Origin of the sequence: Mesorhizobium sp. M0145 (assembly GCF_040322355.1) — a bacterium.
Classification (GTDB): Bacteria; Pseudomonadota; Alphaproteobacteria; order Rhizobiales; family Rhizobiaceae; genus Mesorhizobium.
Genome location: NZ_JAMYTK010000002.1, coordinates 240923 through 254998, shown reverse-complemented (window position 1 = coordinate 254998; position 14076 = coordinate 240923). Strand labels below are relative to the sequence as shown.

Below are 14076 nucleotides of genomic sequence, written 5' to 3'. Positions count from 1 at the left end.
AGCTGCCGGGATGAGCGATGACTTTCATTTCAGCGAATAGAGATAGGCCGCGATATCCCGCGCCTCCTGCTCGGAAATTCTGGTCGAAGGCATTGCCGTGTGCGGATTGATCTCTCTTGCGGCGCGTATCCAACGGACCATGTTTCGCGGGTTGTTGGACAATACGCCGCCGATATAGACCCGGGTGGCCAAGCTGGCGTCGAGGCGTGGACCGACCAGTCCCTGCGCGCCGGGCACGCCGGTGATCGTGTGGCATCCGGCACAGCCATTGGCCATGATGATTGGTATGGCGCGGGCGCCAACACCGCCGGTTGCATTGTCGGCCTTCTGCTCCACTCGACGGCTTTGCTCGAAGTACAACGCGATCCCGGCCAGGGCTGCAACAAGCACGACAATTGCCGCGGCGCCGAGGATGGGTCCGGACGGAGTGAAGCGCGATGTTGCGCGCACGCCGATGCTGCCAGGGGCATTGTCCGTCTTATGCGCGACCCTGACGAGCCGCTCCGGCCACAACGTCAGCGCCGCCCAAGCTGCGGCCAGCACGGCAATTGCCGTCCCGGCACCAATGACCAGCTTAGACAGCCTGGAGCGCATGCGACGCCTCCCATCTTCTCTGTCCACTTGAGCGAATCCACAGACCGGCCAGCAGCAACGCGGCTCCGCCATAAATCAGGCCGGCCGGAACCCACATCACCAAGCCGGCGAGCTGCTGGTCCTCGAGCGGGCTAAGGCTCCACAATTCCGCGCCGGCTGCGTTTACCGGGTACCACAGCCTTGGCGAGACCAGCAGCAGCACCCCGAGCAGGCCGGTGTGCAGCGAGGTGAAAAAGAGGTGCATGACTGCGCTGCCGTAGGCTTGTTCGCGGCCTGAACGCGGCAGCAGCACCCACCAGAACAGCAGCCCCGTACCAAAGAAGCTGGCATGTTGCGCATAATGCAGGACACCCTGTGCAAGCGCCGCCTCGAACAGCGCCGGAACGTGCCACGCCCAAATCGCGACGCCGTGCAGGAAGGTCGCGGCTAGAGGGCGGCTGACGGCGGCCCAAACGGTTCGAAGCACCTTCGCCTGCCCGGCTGCGCCAAATGCCAGCCGCAGCTTGGTCGGCAATGCCCACATCATCGCCGCCGCCGGACGGGAGGCGACCAGCAGGGGTGCCGCCACCGCCATCAACAGCTCGTGCTCGATCATGTGGGCGGTGAAAACGCGCTCACCCAATGCATGGAGCGGACTGACCAGTGCTGCCGCCAAAATGGCCCAGCCGGTCGCAAACAGCAGGGCTTGCCGCAACCGCAACGGGCGGCTGCGGGCACTCCGCCGCCACAGCCGAAAGGCGCCTGCCGCGTAAAGCAGTGCGACCATGGTTAGCGGCAGCGTGATCGGCAACGCCAGCGTCCAGCCGGCCTGCGGGGCGCCGGCACCGTAGCAGATCGAGGTCGAGAAGAGCGCGTCGAAGCTCATCGTAGGCAGCCGTCAACAATGAGCGAAGCCGCGCCTTGCATGACGATTACCAGCGCAAACAGCACCGCGCTGAGAATGCCGATATTGGCGACGAAATGCTCGGTGCCGCGCGTACGATCCGGTTTAAAGGCGGCGCCACCTTGCTGTCGCGCCCGCCACGAAAGCACGCCGCCGAGCAAGGCCAGCACTGTCAGCACCAGCGCAATGACCGGTATGACGGGAATATCGTGGGCGCACTGCCACTCCACGAACGCATAATTCAGCTGCGTCGACATCGCCCAGGCCAAAGGCCCGGACAACAGCCCGCCCCATGATGTGCCCAAGCGAAGCGCACGCATCTCAGTCAAGCCTCGGCATCCAGTAGATCAACAGGTAGATCGGGATCCAGGTCGCGACCACGAAATCCCAGTAGAAGACGTTGTCGCCAACGTCCCCGAAACGCCGGCCGCTATAGCCATGGCGCGTGAACATCAGGACCGTCAGCACCATCGTGTCGCCGACGTCGGTAATCAGGTGCGTTGTGTGAAGGCCGAGCAGGACCCACAGCATCGAGCCGTACGCATTGGTATCCCAATAAATGTTGAGGGCCGGAAATTCGAACCACCGCACGACAAGCGGTGCGATGCCGAGCAGCGACATGACGATCAGGCCGATGCGCACGGGCACCATGGCACAGGCTTCGGCGTAGCGGTTCAGTATGTGATTGGGCACCACGCTGGCGAGCAGCAACAGCGTGACGATGGTGCCCGGCCAATGGTTGGGCGGCGGCACGCCCAATGGCCATTTGGGCGACAGATAGGCGAGGTAAAGATAGGTGCCTGCGGCGAGCGCGAAGCCGGTGCCTTCCAGCGCCATGAAGGCGAGAGTGCCCCACCAGGTCGGGCTGCGCGGTCCGATCCCGAAGGTCGGGAGTTTGGAAAGATCGGCGACAGGACGCTGTTTCATTCCTCATCCTCCGGATCGCCTTTCGGCCAGAACCAACCGATCAAAGTGATGGCGATCGGCCCGGCTCCCCAGACCACCGCCCACGGGCTGAAGATCGAATAGAGAAAGGTGGCGCCGATGGCGAGCGCGGCGAACAATGGCCAGATCGACGGCGTCGCCGACTTCTCGCGCACATCTGGATGCGCCTCTGCCACGGTCGAAATGACAAGTTCGCGCGCGTCGACGCGAAGCCCGGTCGCGACAGGCAGCGTGTCACGTTCGGCCCAGAGCGGCTCGGCGTGGGTAACCACCGGGATCCGAGCGAAATTATAGCTCGGCGGTGGAGAGCTCGTCGCCCATTCCAGCGTGCCGGCATTCCAGGGATTGTCCCCGGCCGGGGCGCCCCTCGAGGCGCTGTACACCAGGTTTATAGTGAACAGAACGAAGCTTAGGAACAGGATGACCGCGCCGGCTGTGATGAACAGGTTGATGTTGCCCCAGCCGAGTTCCACCGGATAGGTGTAGACCCGCCGCGGCATGCCCCACAGGCCGACAATGTGCATCGGAAAGAACGCCGCATTGAAGCCCAGGAAGGCAAGCCAGAAGTGCCAGCGCCCGAGACGTTCGCTCATCATCCGGCCGGTGATCTTGGGGAACCAGAAATAGGTCGCGCCGAGCAGCGGGAACACCGACCCGCCGATCAGCACGTAATGGAAATGCGCGACCACGAAATAGGTGTCGTGCACTTGCAGGTCCAATGGCACCGACGCCAGCATCACCCCAGTCAGGCCGCCCGCGACGAACGTGAAGAAGAAGCCGAACACGAACAGCAGCGGCGTTCTGATTATCGGGCGTCCGTCCCACAATGTCGCCAGCCAGCAGAAGATCTGCAGCCCGTTCGGGATGGCGATCAGCATGCTCGAGGCGGTGAAGAAGCTCGCGCCGAGCTTGGGCAGACCGGTTGCGAACATGTGGTGAACCCACAGGCCGAACGACAGCAAGCCGACTGCGATCAAGGCCAGTACCATGCCCAGATAGCCGAATACCGGACGCCGGGCGAAAGCGGCGATGATCGAGGACACCATGCCGGTAGCCGGCAGGAATATGATGTAGACTTCGGGGTGGCCGAAGAACCAGAACAGGTGCTGGAACAGCAATACGTCGCCGCCCTCGGCGGGATTGAAGATATGGGTGCCGACCAGGCGGTCGAGGATCAGGAACGTCGACGTGATCATGACCGCCGGCATGGCGAACACGATCACGAAGGAGGTGACCAGCATCGCCCAGACATAGAGCGGAATCTTGTCCAGCGACATGCCCGGCGCACGCTGCTTCAGCACGGTGACGATGGTGGCAACCGCGACCGCCAACGATGACACTTCGGTATAGGTGATCATCTGCGCCCACACGTCGGAACGCTTGCCTGGCCCGAATTCAGGACCGGACAGCGGCACGTAGGAGAACCAGCCGACGTCGGGCGCCATGTCGAGTGCAAACGAGACCCAGGCGAAGAGGCCACCGGAGAGATAAATCCAGAAGCTGAATGCATTGAGGCGCGGAAAGGCGATGTTGCGGGTGCCGACCATCAGCGGCACGAGGTAGATGCCGGTCGCCTGAACGATCGGCACCGCAAACAGGAACATCATCGTCACGCCATGCATGGTGAACAGCTGGTTGTAGCGGTCGGGCCCGATCAGCCCGCGCTCCGGCCCCGACAGTTGGATGCGCATGGCAACGGCGCTGAGGCCACCGAGGCACAGGAAGGCGAAAGCGGTGATCAGGTAGCGCCGCGCGACAATCTTGTGGTCGACGCTCGAGAGCGCACCGATGATGCCCGGCGCCGTCTGCCATGTCCGCGCCAGCCAGCGGTCAAGGCTGGAATCGTCGAGGCCGGTATCGCGAGGACCGTCGCGCTCGGGGGCCAGGTCTCCTTTGCCGGCCGTTGCTCGCTCGCCGGCGAGCCGACGCTCACGGGCCACGTCGGCGCTGCTCATTTCAGGCCCTCGAGATAGGCGACGATCGCATTCAGTTCGTCCCCGTCCAGTCGCACCACGGGCATGTGGGCGCCTGGCTTGATCCCCTGCGGATTGGCTATCCAGGCTGCGAGATTGCCGCGGCTCATTGTCAGCGTGCCGGCAGCGAGCGTTTGCCGGCTTGCGATATGGGTGAGGTTTGGGGCGACCGTGCCGCCGGCGATGGTGCCGCCGATCTTGTGGCACATCACGCATGGCCGTTTGAGGAACAGGTCGTGGCCGGTTTTGGCCTCGGCCGACACGGGGGCGGCCGCCGGCCGCAGCTGATCGTTCAGCCAGGCATCGAAGACGGGCCGAGGTTCGGCGATGATGAAGGTGCTCATATTGGCATGCTGTGCGCCACAGAACTCGGCGCATTGCCCGCGATAGACGCCGGGCTTGTCCGCCTTCAGATCGAGAACGTTCTCGTGGCCTGGAATGACGTCCAGCTTGCCCGAGAGGTTCGGCACCCAGAAGGAATGGATAACGTCGGTCGAGGTCACCACAAGCCGCACCGGCTCGCCCGCCGGGATGTGGATTTCATTGGCGGTCGTCAGGATGCGGTTCGGCTGGTCGTTTTCGTAGCGCACCTCCCACCACCATTGATGCCCGGTCACCCGGATCGTCAGCGCCGCATCCGAGCCGATAGCAGCGAGCGTCCGGTTAGCGAAGTAGCTCAGCAGCGTAAGGCCGACCAGGATCAGGGCGGTAGCGGCGAGTGCGGCGACGACAATTCGCATCTTGCTGCGCTCGGCGGCAGCGTCGAGGACAAGCGGATCGCCGACCGGCGCCGGGCGCCGGGCCAATGGCACGATCAGCACGGCCATCACCAGAAGCCAGACCACCGTGCAGAGTGCTGTGAAGAACCAGATCAGCCATGCGAGCTCGTTCGCGGCCGGGCCCTTTGGGTCGAGCGCGGATTGCCAGCCGCTGCATCCTGCGAGGAGCAGGATGCAGGCCGTGCACCAGCACATCGTCCAGACACCGCGGCTCACGGCGACTTCCCCAGCGTCGCGGCGTCCGGCAGGCGATTCTCGGATGGATGGGGCATCATGTCGTCGTCGCGGCCCGGCGCGGCGGAGGACGGTGCGTTGCCGCTCAGTGCCCGGACGAAGGCAGCAAGCTCCCATATCTGGTCATCCGGGATCGTGTCGCGGAAGCTCGGCATGCCGTTTGGCCGGCCGTCCCTGATCGTGGCGTGGATGCTTTCGATCGAGCTGCCATAGAGCCACTTCTGGTCCATGAGGGCCGGGCCCATGCCGCCGCCGCCATTGGCATGGCAGCCGGAACAGTTGAACCAGTTGAACAGACGCTTGCCCTCGCTGAGGTGGAAGGCGTTGGCCTCGAACACGCCGGCCTTGTTGTCGGACGAGGTCGGCCGTTGGCCGCCCGGCTCGAGGGCCGTCACGGCTGCCGGTTGATCGCCCGAGCCGAGCGCCGACTGTGGACGCGTTTCGCGTTCCTCACGCTGGCAAGCGGCAAGGACGAGCATCGCCGACAGCAAGCATGGAAGGCAGCGGTTCATCGCACTGCCGCCCCGGCGACGTCGAGGCGAGGCACGCCATATTCCGCCAGGATTGCATCGATCTCGGCGCGGTGCTTGGCGAGCGCTGCGTCTACCTCGCTGCGCAGCGCATCGTCGTCGTGGCGCACACCCATCGAGATGTCGTAGATCATCGGCAGCAGCGGACCGTCGATGCGCGGCGCAACCGGCGTAATCCGCAACGGCATTTTTTGCCTGGCACCGAAGTAGCCGGCCAACGGTCCCCAGACGACGGCCATATCGATGTCGCCATTCGCGACCGCCTCAATGATGCGTGCTGGCGGGTTCGGCGCCGAATAGTCGCCATAGACGGGGAAACCGATGAGATGGCCGACGATGCCACGACGGCCAAGCGCCTGGACGGGGGGCGAGTTGGCGCCATCATCGCCTATCAGCTGGACGCCGATGTGCAGATCGCGCAGGCGAGGATCGTTGAAGGACGTGATTTCGGGCACATCTTGGCGTGTCACGAACACATAAGAAGACCGGTAGTAGGGCGCGGTCGTGCGCAGCATCTCGAGATTGGCGGGCGTGCCGGGCACAAGATCGCACAAGCCGGCTTTCAACGTGTTGCGGACGAAGCCGCGCCGCTGTGCCCACCACGTGTAGGAAACAGTCGCACCAAGCTCCCGGGCGATGAGTTCGGCGATCTTGTTTTCAAAGCCCCGCCTGGCGGCATTGGAGAACGGCATGTTGTTGGGATCGGCGCAGATCCTCAATTCGCGCGCATCGGCAACGGCGGCGACGAGCGAGAGTGCCAGTGCGCCGACCGCGGCGCCAAACCGCCGGGAAGATTTTCTCCGTGCGCGCGCAACTCGACCGGTCGTCTCAAGGGAGCCGGAACACATACAGCGTACCTCCCGGCGTGGTTACATCCTTCAGATCCTTCATGACGTTGACGAAGCCGAGCGCGGCGGTGGCGTCGCGCGGATCGAGATCGCCGGATACGATCGCGCCGGCCCAGCCGCCGACGCCCGAAAGAATCGCGACATATTGGTGCCCGTCCGGGCCGCGATAGGTGATCGGCTGGCCGATGATGCCGGACGACGTCTTGAACTGCCAAAGCAGTTCGCCGGTCCTGGCGCTGACCGCCTTGAACCAGCCTTCCATAGTGCCATAGAACACGACGTTGCCGGCGGTGGCGACGGCGCCGCTCCACACCGGAAAGTTCTCCTTCAGGCTCCACGCCGGCTTGGCGGCGGCGACATCCCAGGCGGTGAAAGCACCGCGATTGCCGCCCGGCCCGGGGATCATGCGCACGTTCATGCCGACATAGGGCGTGCCGGCGATGTAATTCACCTCGACGCCCTCTTCGTCCATGCAGAGATTGTTGTGCGGGATGTAGAGCAGACCAGTCTTGGGCGAGAATGCCGAAGGCTGCCAGTCCTTGAGGCCCGATGCGGTCGGGCAGATGTCGCGCACGACCTTGCCGGTGCCGGTCTTCTTGTCCGGATTTACAATCAGCCGGCCGGTCTTGAGGTCGACGCCCGTGCTGGAATTGACTGGCCCGAAGGGGACTGCCGACAGGACCTCGCCTGTGGTGCGATCCAACAGATAGACGTAGCCGTTGCGTTCCGGTCGGACCAGCACCTTGCGGGGCTTGCCCTGCCAGGTCATGTCGAGCAGCACCTGTTCGTTGATGCCGTCGTAGTCGTGCAAATCGTGCGGGGTCCATTGATAGAACCATTTGGCTGCGCCGGTGTCGGGATCGCGGGCAAAGATGCCGGCGGTCCATTTGTTGTCGCCGGGCCGCAGATCCGGATTCCACGGACCGGGATTTCCGGTGCCATGGAAGATCAGGTTTAGGTCCGGGTCATAGGAGATCCAGCCCCACACATTGCCGCCGCCGATCTTCCAGGCGTCGGGCGGCCACGACGTCACGCCGAGATCCTTGCCCTTGTCCATGTCGTAATGCGGCTTGAAATCGGGGCCGATCAGCACCTCGGCGTCCGGTCCGGTATTGTAGGCCGTCCAGACGACGTGCCCGTCGCCGGCGTCGAGCGCCTTGATCCAGCCGCGTACGCCCATTTCGCCGCCGGAATTGCCGACCAGCACTTTGCCCTTCACCACCAGCGGCGCCATGGTGATGGTCTCGCCGATGTTGATGTTGCCGATGTGGGTGTTCCAGACCGGTTTGCCGGTGGCCGCATCGACGGCGATCGTGTGGCCATCGAGCGTGTTGAAATAGATGCGCCCTTCGAAGAAGGCTGCACCGCGGTTGACCACGTCGCAACAGGCAACGCCCTGCGCCGCAGGCTCGGGATTGGGCTCGAACTTCCACTTCATCGGCGCGCCGGGCTTGGTAAGGTCAAGCGCGTAGAGAATGTTGGGAAACGGTGTCACGATGTACATCGTGTTGCCGACCACCAGGGGCGCAGCCTCCTGACCCTTGTTGACGCCGGTCGAGAAGGTGAAGGCCACCTGCAGGTTTTTGACGTTGTCTTCGGTGATCTCCGCAAGTTCGCTGTAGCGAGTCGAGGCGTAGTTCTTTGCCGGCATCGCCCATTGGCCGTCGTCGGGCGGAGCAGCTGCGGCAGGCGGATTTATCGCAAAGCTTGACGTTGACTGAGCAACCGCCGCGGTAGTCAGCGCGAAGCTTGCCAGCAGCGTCCATCCCAGCATCGCAGCCAATGGCCTCTTTCCCCTTTTTTTCGCCGCCACCAGTCGCGCTTGCCTCATTGGCTGTCGAGTTTGCCGACGTTGGCGCAGAGCTCCATTAGCTGCAGCTGCGCCGTGTTTGTTGAACACTCTCCAACGCGTGAGCGGCGCAGAAGTGCCAAATGCAACGAAATAAATGTCGGATTCGGTTGGCCAAAGTCGGCGGCCGGGCGCTCGGGACAGCCGATCCGAATGTTAGCACTCAAGTCGGAAGTAAATCTATTCCCGGTGGTCCGGGCTCGGCTGGAACGGAGCGGCACCTATCGCAGTTGTGTCGAATGCTGTCTGCAGTCGAGCAACTGGCTCAATCGGTGAAAGAGCGACGAGCTATCTTGTTCGTTGGAGCCGGGGTGTCGATGAGCGTCGGCTTGCCGTCCTGGCAAAAGCTCATCGAACACATGCAAAAAGAGCTCGGTCTGGACGAGGATACGATCGGTGCGCCGGAGGCCAGCTATCAGGCGCTTGCCGAATACTACCGGCTGAAGCAGGGGAGCCTCGGCCCTTTGCGCAGCTGGATGGATCGTGAATGGAGCGTCTCGCGGGAGAAAGTGCAGGGCTCGGCGATCCACAAACTCATCGTGTCGCTCGATTTTCCGATCATCTACACGACAAACTACGACCGAAATCTCGAAGTTGCCTTCGAGATCCATAGCCGGCCCTTTGTGAAAGTGGCCAATGCGAAGGATTTGCCCAAGGCCACTGGCGAGGTGACGCAGATCATCAAATTCCACGGCGATTTCGACGACGACAAATCTTTGGTCCTGGCGGAGACCGACTATTTCGACCGGCTGTCGTTCGATTCGCCGCTCGACGTGAAATTTCGGGCCGACGCGCTCGGGCGCACCATCCTGTTCATCGGCTACAGCATGTCCGACATGAACATCCGTCTGCTGCTGCACCGGCTTTGGCAGACCTGGCGCCGCTCCGGCTATGACAAGAATCGCCCGAAATCCTTCATCTTCATGTCGCAGCCGAGCATCGTCCAGGAGGCTGTCCTCGGCCGCTGGGGCATCGATATGCTGACCGAAGCGGCCGACGATCCTGAGGACGCGCTGCTCGCATTCCTGAACGAACTCAAGGACAAGGTCGGCCGGCCCGACGGCGCCTGAAAAGCCTGCGCAGCGACGAAGCAGTGGGGAACCGGTTGGCCCGATGTGAGTTGGGGAGGCTAAGTCTCACGGGATCAAGCCTGTATGAGCGGACGCAAACACAAGCGCAGAGTGCATGCCAAAGACGGCCTATCGGCCGAGCAGGCCTATGAGGTCAATTTCTTTGCCCGCAGGTGCGGCCTGACCAGGGACGAAGCACTCAAGATGATGCGAAATGCCGGCAGGTCCAACGATGGCACCAAGGCATCTGGCGAATCCGGGCCGAAGTAGCCGCATGGGTTCTACATAGCGGGCGGCCGGGACGGTCATCCGGCACAGCTGCTTCGTCGTCGGTCTCGGTATCCGCATGTCAGTCGGTGGTGGCGCGCACCGCTGAGGATCAAGCGATGCACCGGCCACCACCGATGGAACATCCGCCGACAATTTTCGTTGACATGCTCCACAAGGCGAGAGGTCGAGCATGTCGAAGTTCCAAGCCGCTACCCCCGAGCGTTTGCAGCAGCTCAGGCTCGAGGCGACATCGCACTTTGCGCCGCTCATACTGCGCGAGGCGCTGGTGCGTCTCTGCCGAGCGTGTGGAAGCGAGAGCCTCGAACGGTTCGAGAAGACCATGGTTGACCAAATCGAGGCATCGCGTGACGAAAAGGCCGATTTCGACACAATGAAGGAATTTGCCATCGAACAGCTCTATGGCTGGATTCGAGAAGTCAGGTCTTCACCGGACATGACACAGCCGCTGGAGAATGTAGACACCCGAAGGACCCCTGGCCGCTCGGAAGAGCCGCAGACGCTGGAAGACCAGCTGCAGGCGGGTCTGGAGGATTCTTTCCCCGCAAGCGACCCGCCGGCTGTTGTTTCCACCGCGATCCCCGGCGGATCGAAGAAGCTGGTCGGAACCGACGAGGTCCTCAGGCAGCAGCGGGAGAAAAAGGCCGAGGAAGCCAGCCATTCGTGATAAACGGCTCTGCGGGGAAGCAGCCTGCCGGTTCACCCGCCGTCCGGCATGAAGGCTGTCCGGGCATGTGTGTCATGCGGCTCGCCTTCGACAAGAATCTTCGCTTCCAAAGCCGCGTCGATAAACGCTTCGCGGGCTTCCGCTGCCGTAATCTGGCCGATCTGGGCGCCATCCAATGCATCCCCCGCCATCAGCGACAACGGGGCATTGCGGGCAGGCCATTTCTCGCTTTTGAGGCAGTAAGAAGCCTCGAAAACGGAGCTGACCATTCGCGATCGTCCCGGCTTGCCGAAGTAGATGCAAACCGGAGCATCGAACTTTATCTCCAGCATGGCGGTCCTCCCGATTTAACCACCCTTGATATAAATTAGCCTCAGCGGGTCACATGGCCTGCTGGGCATTTTAGCCGACGTCGCGAACCGCAGTGGGATTGGTGCCTGCTGGTATTTCGGCGGCGACATCGTGCGCCAGAATGCCCGCCTTGCGGGCGAATGCTTCGAACGCCGCGCGCACGGTCTCGGCATCGACCTCGTCAGCCAGCCCGGCGCGACAGGCGTCGAACGCCGCCTTGTGCGCCGGGCCGCGGCTCGGCCATTCGTTCAAGACGTCATAGGCCTGCCAGATATTTTCGACATGGCGAGGGAAACCAAGGCCGACGAGAATTGGAACGGGGCGGCCAAACGATTTTTTTGTCATCTGTGTCTCCGCGAAAGAGCCTGCCGCATCAACGCTGGGCGGACGCGAGGCCCATGCCCTTTAACGCGGGATTGCTGCACGGGTTGCAGCGGGTTTGTTCGATCGTGCGCCGGCCGATGCTGGCGTCACTTGTTGGTCCGCATCTTTTGCCGGGGATTGATACCGCCTTGAGGCGTGGTGTCGTTCTCGACATCGCCTTCGAACGTGTTGTCGCCCTGATCGAGCCGGTCGCCCTCCTTGATCGTGCCCTTGGAACTGCCGATGCCGGGATCGTTGGCAAGGTCGCTATCGGCCGGCGTTTTGCCTTTGGCGTGCTTGTTTCCTGTCATGGTTCCTCCTGTTTTGAGGTGGCGGACTGTCCTTGAGGTGGCGGCCCAGGCTCGCTGCGAAAATCGCGTTTCGACACGCCAATGGCGGCGCCCCGGATTTTCGGACGGCCTGGATTCCAACTCCGCGATACCGGTGGTTGTTCCGTCAAAAATATCACCGCCGGCTGGGTTGCCCAGCCAAGCCGCTCCGGTTCCCGATCCGGGTGATTTTCGCCAGCCGGAACGATCTTTCGCCCAATGCATTTAACTGGTCTGCGCTCACGAACTCATTCTGGACGGGAGCTGGACCATTGCCACCTACAGCCTACGCCTTGGCGACTCGCGAAACCGAAGAAGTTTCCATCGTCGACCTCATACCCGCTTTGAGGGCTTTCGCCCGCACCTTCTGCCGCACTCCCGATGATGCCGACGACCTGGTCCAGGAGACGCTGACCAAGGGCTTGGCCAACATTGACAAGTTCGAAGCTGGAACGCGCATGAAGTCATGGCTCTTCACGATCATGCGCAACACCTACTACACGCGTGTCAGGGCCGCGGTGAGGGAAGCGCCCGGCCTGCTCGACTGCGCTTCGCTGCGGCCGATCTCGGAAGCGACGCAGGAATGGTCCGTACAGGGCAAGGAGGTCCACCAGGCCATCCAGAGCCTTCCCGAGCACCAGCGCGAGGTTCTGATGTTGATAGGCGTTCTGGGCGTCAGCTACGAGGAAACCGCCGAAATATGCGGTTGCGCGGTGGGAACCGTGAAGAGCCGGCTCAACAGGGCACGCGCCGGCGTGCTGGAATACCTTGGCGAAAGTTCCTCGCGAACCCTGATGGAAAGGCGCAGCTATCTGTCCGAAGGACAGCTGGACTTCGAAGCCGAGAGGCGCCGCTAATACACGTCACGTTAGTTGCTGGTCTCGCGCAAGCGCCTTTCGATAAGCGCATGCTGCAACTCGATCGCAAGTTTGGTCAGCCGGTCAGGAACCCTTTCCTGTTCGATGGCCGCAAGCAAGGAAGCGATTTCCCGATCTATCGTCAGATCGGCACGCCTGCTGCCGGAATCTTCCCTTGAGCGAGACATCGCGTTCTCTTGGCAAATGTTGGTTCCTTCACCTCACTCTGGTGGCAACAGTGCGAGTTTGCAAGAATTTGCAGGGCGTCCATGCGACCGGCATCGGTCCTTGCACAGCTTCGTCAGCGGTTGGGCTCTCGCTGCGTTTCAATTGCTCGCCGGCTGCAAGCCATATGCTGCCGCAACGATCAGTCTTCAGGCCGCCGATCCGCTGAATGATCCTGGTACTGCTCGGACTTGACCCGATTGCCGTCGAGCCCACGCTCCTTGGTGTGCTGCTTCTTGTCTCTGTTGGACAGAACGGCGTTCTCTCCGATCTTGTCCTTGGGAAGATCGGTCATCGCGCCAGCGCCAGCGCCTTTGCCGTGACTGCCGCGACCGATGTGCTTCTTGCTGCCGGACGCCATCTTGTTCTCCTTCATACTGTCGAATAGCGGCTTTTCCCGTTCGGCATCCGAACCAGCGTTGGGCCGCAATGTTCCGATGGAAATCGTAAGCAGGAAGGCATCGCCGTCCCAGTGCCGGAAAGGCTTTTCGCCGTCGACGAGGACTTGCATGCCATTTGCGTTGGCGAAGTTATGGACATCGGCGCGATCCAGCGCCGGCGATCCGCGATATGAATAATTCAAAAGCGCGGCCATGCCCGGCCTCTTCAGCACGCGCGCGATTTCCACGAAATGTCGCTCCGCAAGGCCGGCCAGCACCAGATAGGGAAAGCTGTCGACGGCCAGCACGCGGTCGAAGCTGGCATCGCAAAAATCGGCAAGATCGAAACCGCGCGTAGGGCGGAATTCTACATTGCCGAGCCCGGCGCATCGCCGGCGGGCGATCGAGATCATCGCTGGGGATATATCGCTGCCGACGATCCGGCGCGACAGAGCGGAGAGCGCCTGTTCGAACCGACCGATACCACAGCCGATATCCAGTATGTCGCGGTCAGTGCCGGTAAAGCCTCGCCTCTCCAGCCATGCAACGATCTCAGCCGTAGCGGCAGAGAGCTTTTCCTCATTGCCCAGCGATGACAGCTGGACGCTCGCCGCCGGGGAGATCGCCGCCGCCGCGTCAAACCCGGCCGCCAGCCGCTTGACGACCGCATCGTCGGTCTCGTCCTCGCCACGCTCGTGCCGAACGGCACCACCTGTTTTGCGCAGCGTGGCGAATATCTCGGGCCTGCGCCGCAGCAGGTCGGCAATCCGTTGCAGTTTTGCCGTGTTTCGCGGGTCAGCCGAGTGCGTGTTTTGCGCAATCTTCGCCAATTCTGCAGCATCGATTCCTGTCTCGAAACGGAGAGCCAGCCTTGCGATGACGGCTTCGACGCCGGCACCGTCTGCCATGCA

Annotated in this window: 18 protein-coding genes and 1 pseudogene; 5 read left to right on the top strand and 14 right to left on the bottom strand. The window is 62.5% G+C overall.

Annotated features, from left to right (window positions below; all coding sequences use genetic code 11):
• Positions 1-24 precede the first annotated feature (24 nt).
• Genes NKJ28_RS06145 through NKJ28_RS06105 form a run of 9 tightly spaced genes read right to left on the bottom strand, consistent with a single transcriptional unit; the run spans position 25 to position 8560 of the window.
• Positions 25-594, bottom strand: a complete 570-nt coding sequence (locus tag NKJ28_RS06145; protein ID WP_023676158.1) for a c-type cytochrome — start codon at positions 592-594, stop codon at positions 25-27.
• Positions 575-1459 carry a cytochrome c oxidase assembly protein gene (locus tag NKJ28_RS06140; protein WP_023676157.1) on the bottom strand — a complete coding sequence of 295 codons (885 nt, stop codon included), beginning with the start codon at positions 1457-1459 and terminating at the stop codon, positions 575-577. The genes NKJ28_RS06145 and NKJ28_RS06140 overlap by 20 nt, the downstream gene beginning before the upstream one ends.
• On the bottom strand, positions 1456-1797 hold the full coding sequence (locus NKJ28_RS06135; RefSeq protein WP_023676156.1) for a hypothetical protein: 342 nt from the start codon (positions 1795-1797) through the stop codon (positions 1456-1458). The genes NKJ28_RS06140 and NKJ28_RS06135 overlap by 4 nt, the downstream gene beginning before the upstream one ends.
• 1 nt (position 1798) lies before the next feature.
• Positions 1799-2404, bottom strand: coding sequence for a cytochrome c oxidase subunit 3 (locus NKJ28_RS06130; protein ID WP_023676155.1), 606 nt, complete (start codon positions 2402-2404; stop codon positions 1799-1801).
• Positions 2401-4377: a cytochrome c oxidase subunit I gene (ctaD, locus tag NKJ28_RS06125; RefSeq protein ID WP_352634556.1), complete on the bottom strand. Its 1977-nt coding sequence runs from the start codon at positions 4375-4377 to the stop codon at positions 2401-2403. The genes NKJ28_RS06130 and ctaD overlap by 4 nt, the downstream gene beginning before the upstream one ends.
• Positions 4374-5369: a cytochrome c oxidase subunit II gene (coxB, locus tag NKJ28_RS06120; protein WP_023676153.1), complete on the bottom strand. Its 996-nt coding sequence runs from the start codon at positions 5367-5369 to the stop codon at positions 4374-4376. The genes ctaD and coxB overlap by 4 nt, the downstream gene beginning before the upstream one ends.
• Before the next feature lie 17 nt (positions 5370-5386).
• Positions 5387-5920 carry a c-type cytochrome gene (locus tag NKJ28_RS06115; protein ID WP_023676152.1) on the bottom strand — a complete coding sequence of 178 codons (534 nt, stop codon included), beginning with the start codon at positions 5918-5920 and terminating at the stop codon, positions 5387-5389.
• Positions 5917-6786, bottom strand: coding sequence for a substrate-binding domain-containing protein (locus NKJ28_RS06110; protein ID WP_023676151.1), 870 nt, complete (start codon positions 6784-6786; stop codon positions 5917-5919). Before NKJ28_RS06110 ends, NKJ28_RS06115 begins: the two co-directional genes overlap by 4 nt.
• Positions 6767-8560 carry a methanol/ethanol family PQQ-dependent dehydrogenase gene (locus NKJ28_RS06105; protein WP_352634738.1) on the bottom strand — a complete coding sequence of 598 codons (1794 nt, stop codon included), beginning with the start codon at positions 8558-8560 and terminating at the stop codon, positions 6767-6769. Before NKJ28_RS06105 ends, NKJ28_RS06110 begins: the two co-directional genes overlap by 20 nt.
• A 314-nt stretch (positions 8561-8874) precedes the next feature.
• On the opposite strand from NKJ28_RS06105, the gene NKJ28_RS06100 reads away from it, so the two are divergent.
• The 3 genes from NKJ28_RS06100 to NKJ28_RS06090 all read left to right on the top strand — a co-directional run bounded on the left by NKJ28_RS06100 (position 8875) and on the right by NKJ28_RS06090 (position 10660).
• A complete protein-coding gene (locus NKJ28_RS06100; protein ID WP_502899027.1) occupies positions 8875-9705 on the top strand; it encodes an SIR2 family NAD-dependent protein deacylase in 831 nt (276 codons plus the stop codon).
• Between the two features lie 84 nt (positions 9706-9789).
• Complete coding sequence (locus NKJ28_RS06095) at positions 9790-9975, top strand: hypothetical protein (RefSeq protein ID WP_352451523.1); 186 nt, start codon at positions 9790-9792, stop codon at positions 9973-9975.
• A gap of 190 nt (positions 9976-10165) precedes the next feature.
• On the top strand, positions 10166-10660 hold the full coding sequence (locus NKJ28_RS06090; protein ID WP_352634554.1) for a hypothetical protein: 495 nt from the start codon (positions 10166-10168) through the stop codon (positions 10658-10660).
• 32 nt (positions 10661-10692) lie between these two features.
• Here the strand turns inward: NKJ28_RS06090 and NKJ28_RS06085 are convergent, their stop codons facing one another.
• The 3 genes from NKJ28_RS06085 to NKJ28_RS06075 form a co-directional block, all read right to left on the bottom strand.
• Positions 10693-10992 carry a DUF982 domain-containing protein gene (locus tag NKJ28_RS06085; RefSeq protein ID WP_023676146.1) on the bottom strand — a complete coding sequence of 100 codons (300 nt, stop codon included), beginning with the start codon at positions 10990-10992 and terminating at the stop codon, positions 10693-10695.
• A gap of 70 nt (positions 10993-11062) precedes the next feature.
• Complete coding sequence (locus NKJ28_RS06080; RefSeq protein ID WP_023676145.1) at positions 11063-11356, bottom strand: DUF982 domain-containing protein; 294 nt, start codon at positions 11354-11356, stop codon at positions 11063-11065.
• Positions 11357-11481: 125 nt separating this feature from the next.
• The gene (locus NKJ28_RS06075; protein WP_023676144.1) at positions 11482-11685 is read right to left on the bottom strand and encodes a hypothetical protein; all 204 of its coding nucleotides are present in this window, start codon (positions 11683-11685) and stop codon (positions 11482-11484) included.
• A 311-nt stretch (positions 11686-11996) separates the two neighbouring features.
• Here NKJ28_RS06075 and NKJ28_RS06070 point away from each other — a divergent pair, with 311 nt between their 5' ends.
• The gene (locus NKJ28_RS06070) at positions 11997-12560 is read left to right on the top strand and encodes a sigma-70 family RNA polymerase sigma factor (protein ID WP_352634736.1); all 564 of its coding nucleotides are present in this window, start codon (positions 11997-11999) and stop codon (positions 12558-12560) included.
• A gap of 50 nt (positions 12561-12610) precedes the next feature.
• On the top strand, positions 12611-12739 hold the full coding sequence (locus tag NKJ28_RS06065) for a hypothetical protein (protein ID WP_352634551.1): 129 nt from the start codon (positions 12611-12613) through the stop codon (positions 12737-12739).
• Positions 12740-12927: 188 nt separating this feature from the next.
• Here the strand turns inward: NKJ28_RS06065 and NKJ28_RS06060 are convergent, their stop codons facing one another.
• Together NKJ28_RS06060 and NKJ28_RS06055 are read right to left on the bottom strand one after the other, a co-directional pair.
• The gene (locus tag NKJ28_RS06060) at positions 12928-13146 is read right to left on the bottom strand and encodes a hypothetical protein (protein ID WP_023676213.1); all 219 of its coding nucleotides are present in this window, start codon (positions 13144-13146) and stop codon (positions 12928-12930) included.
• Positions 13147-13371: 225 nt separating this feature from the next.
• A pseudogene (locus NKJ28_RS06055) lies at positions 13372-14073 on the bottom strand (class I SAM-dependent methyltransferase); the annotation flags it as partial.
• Positions 14074-14076 lie beyond the last annotated feature (3 nt).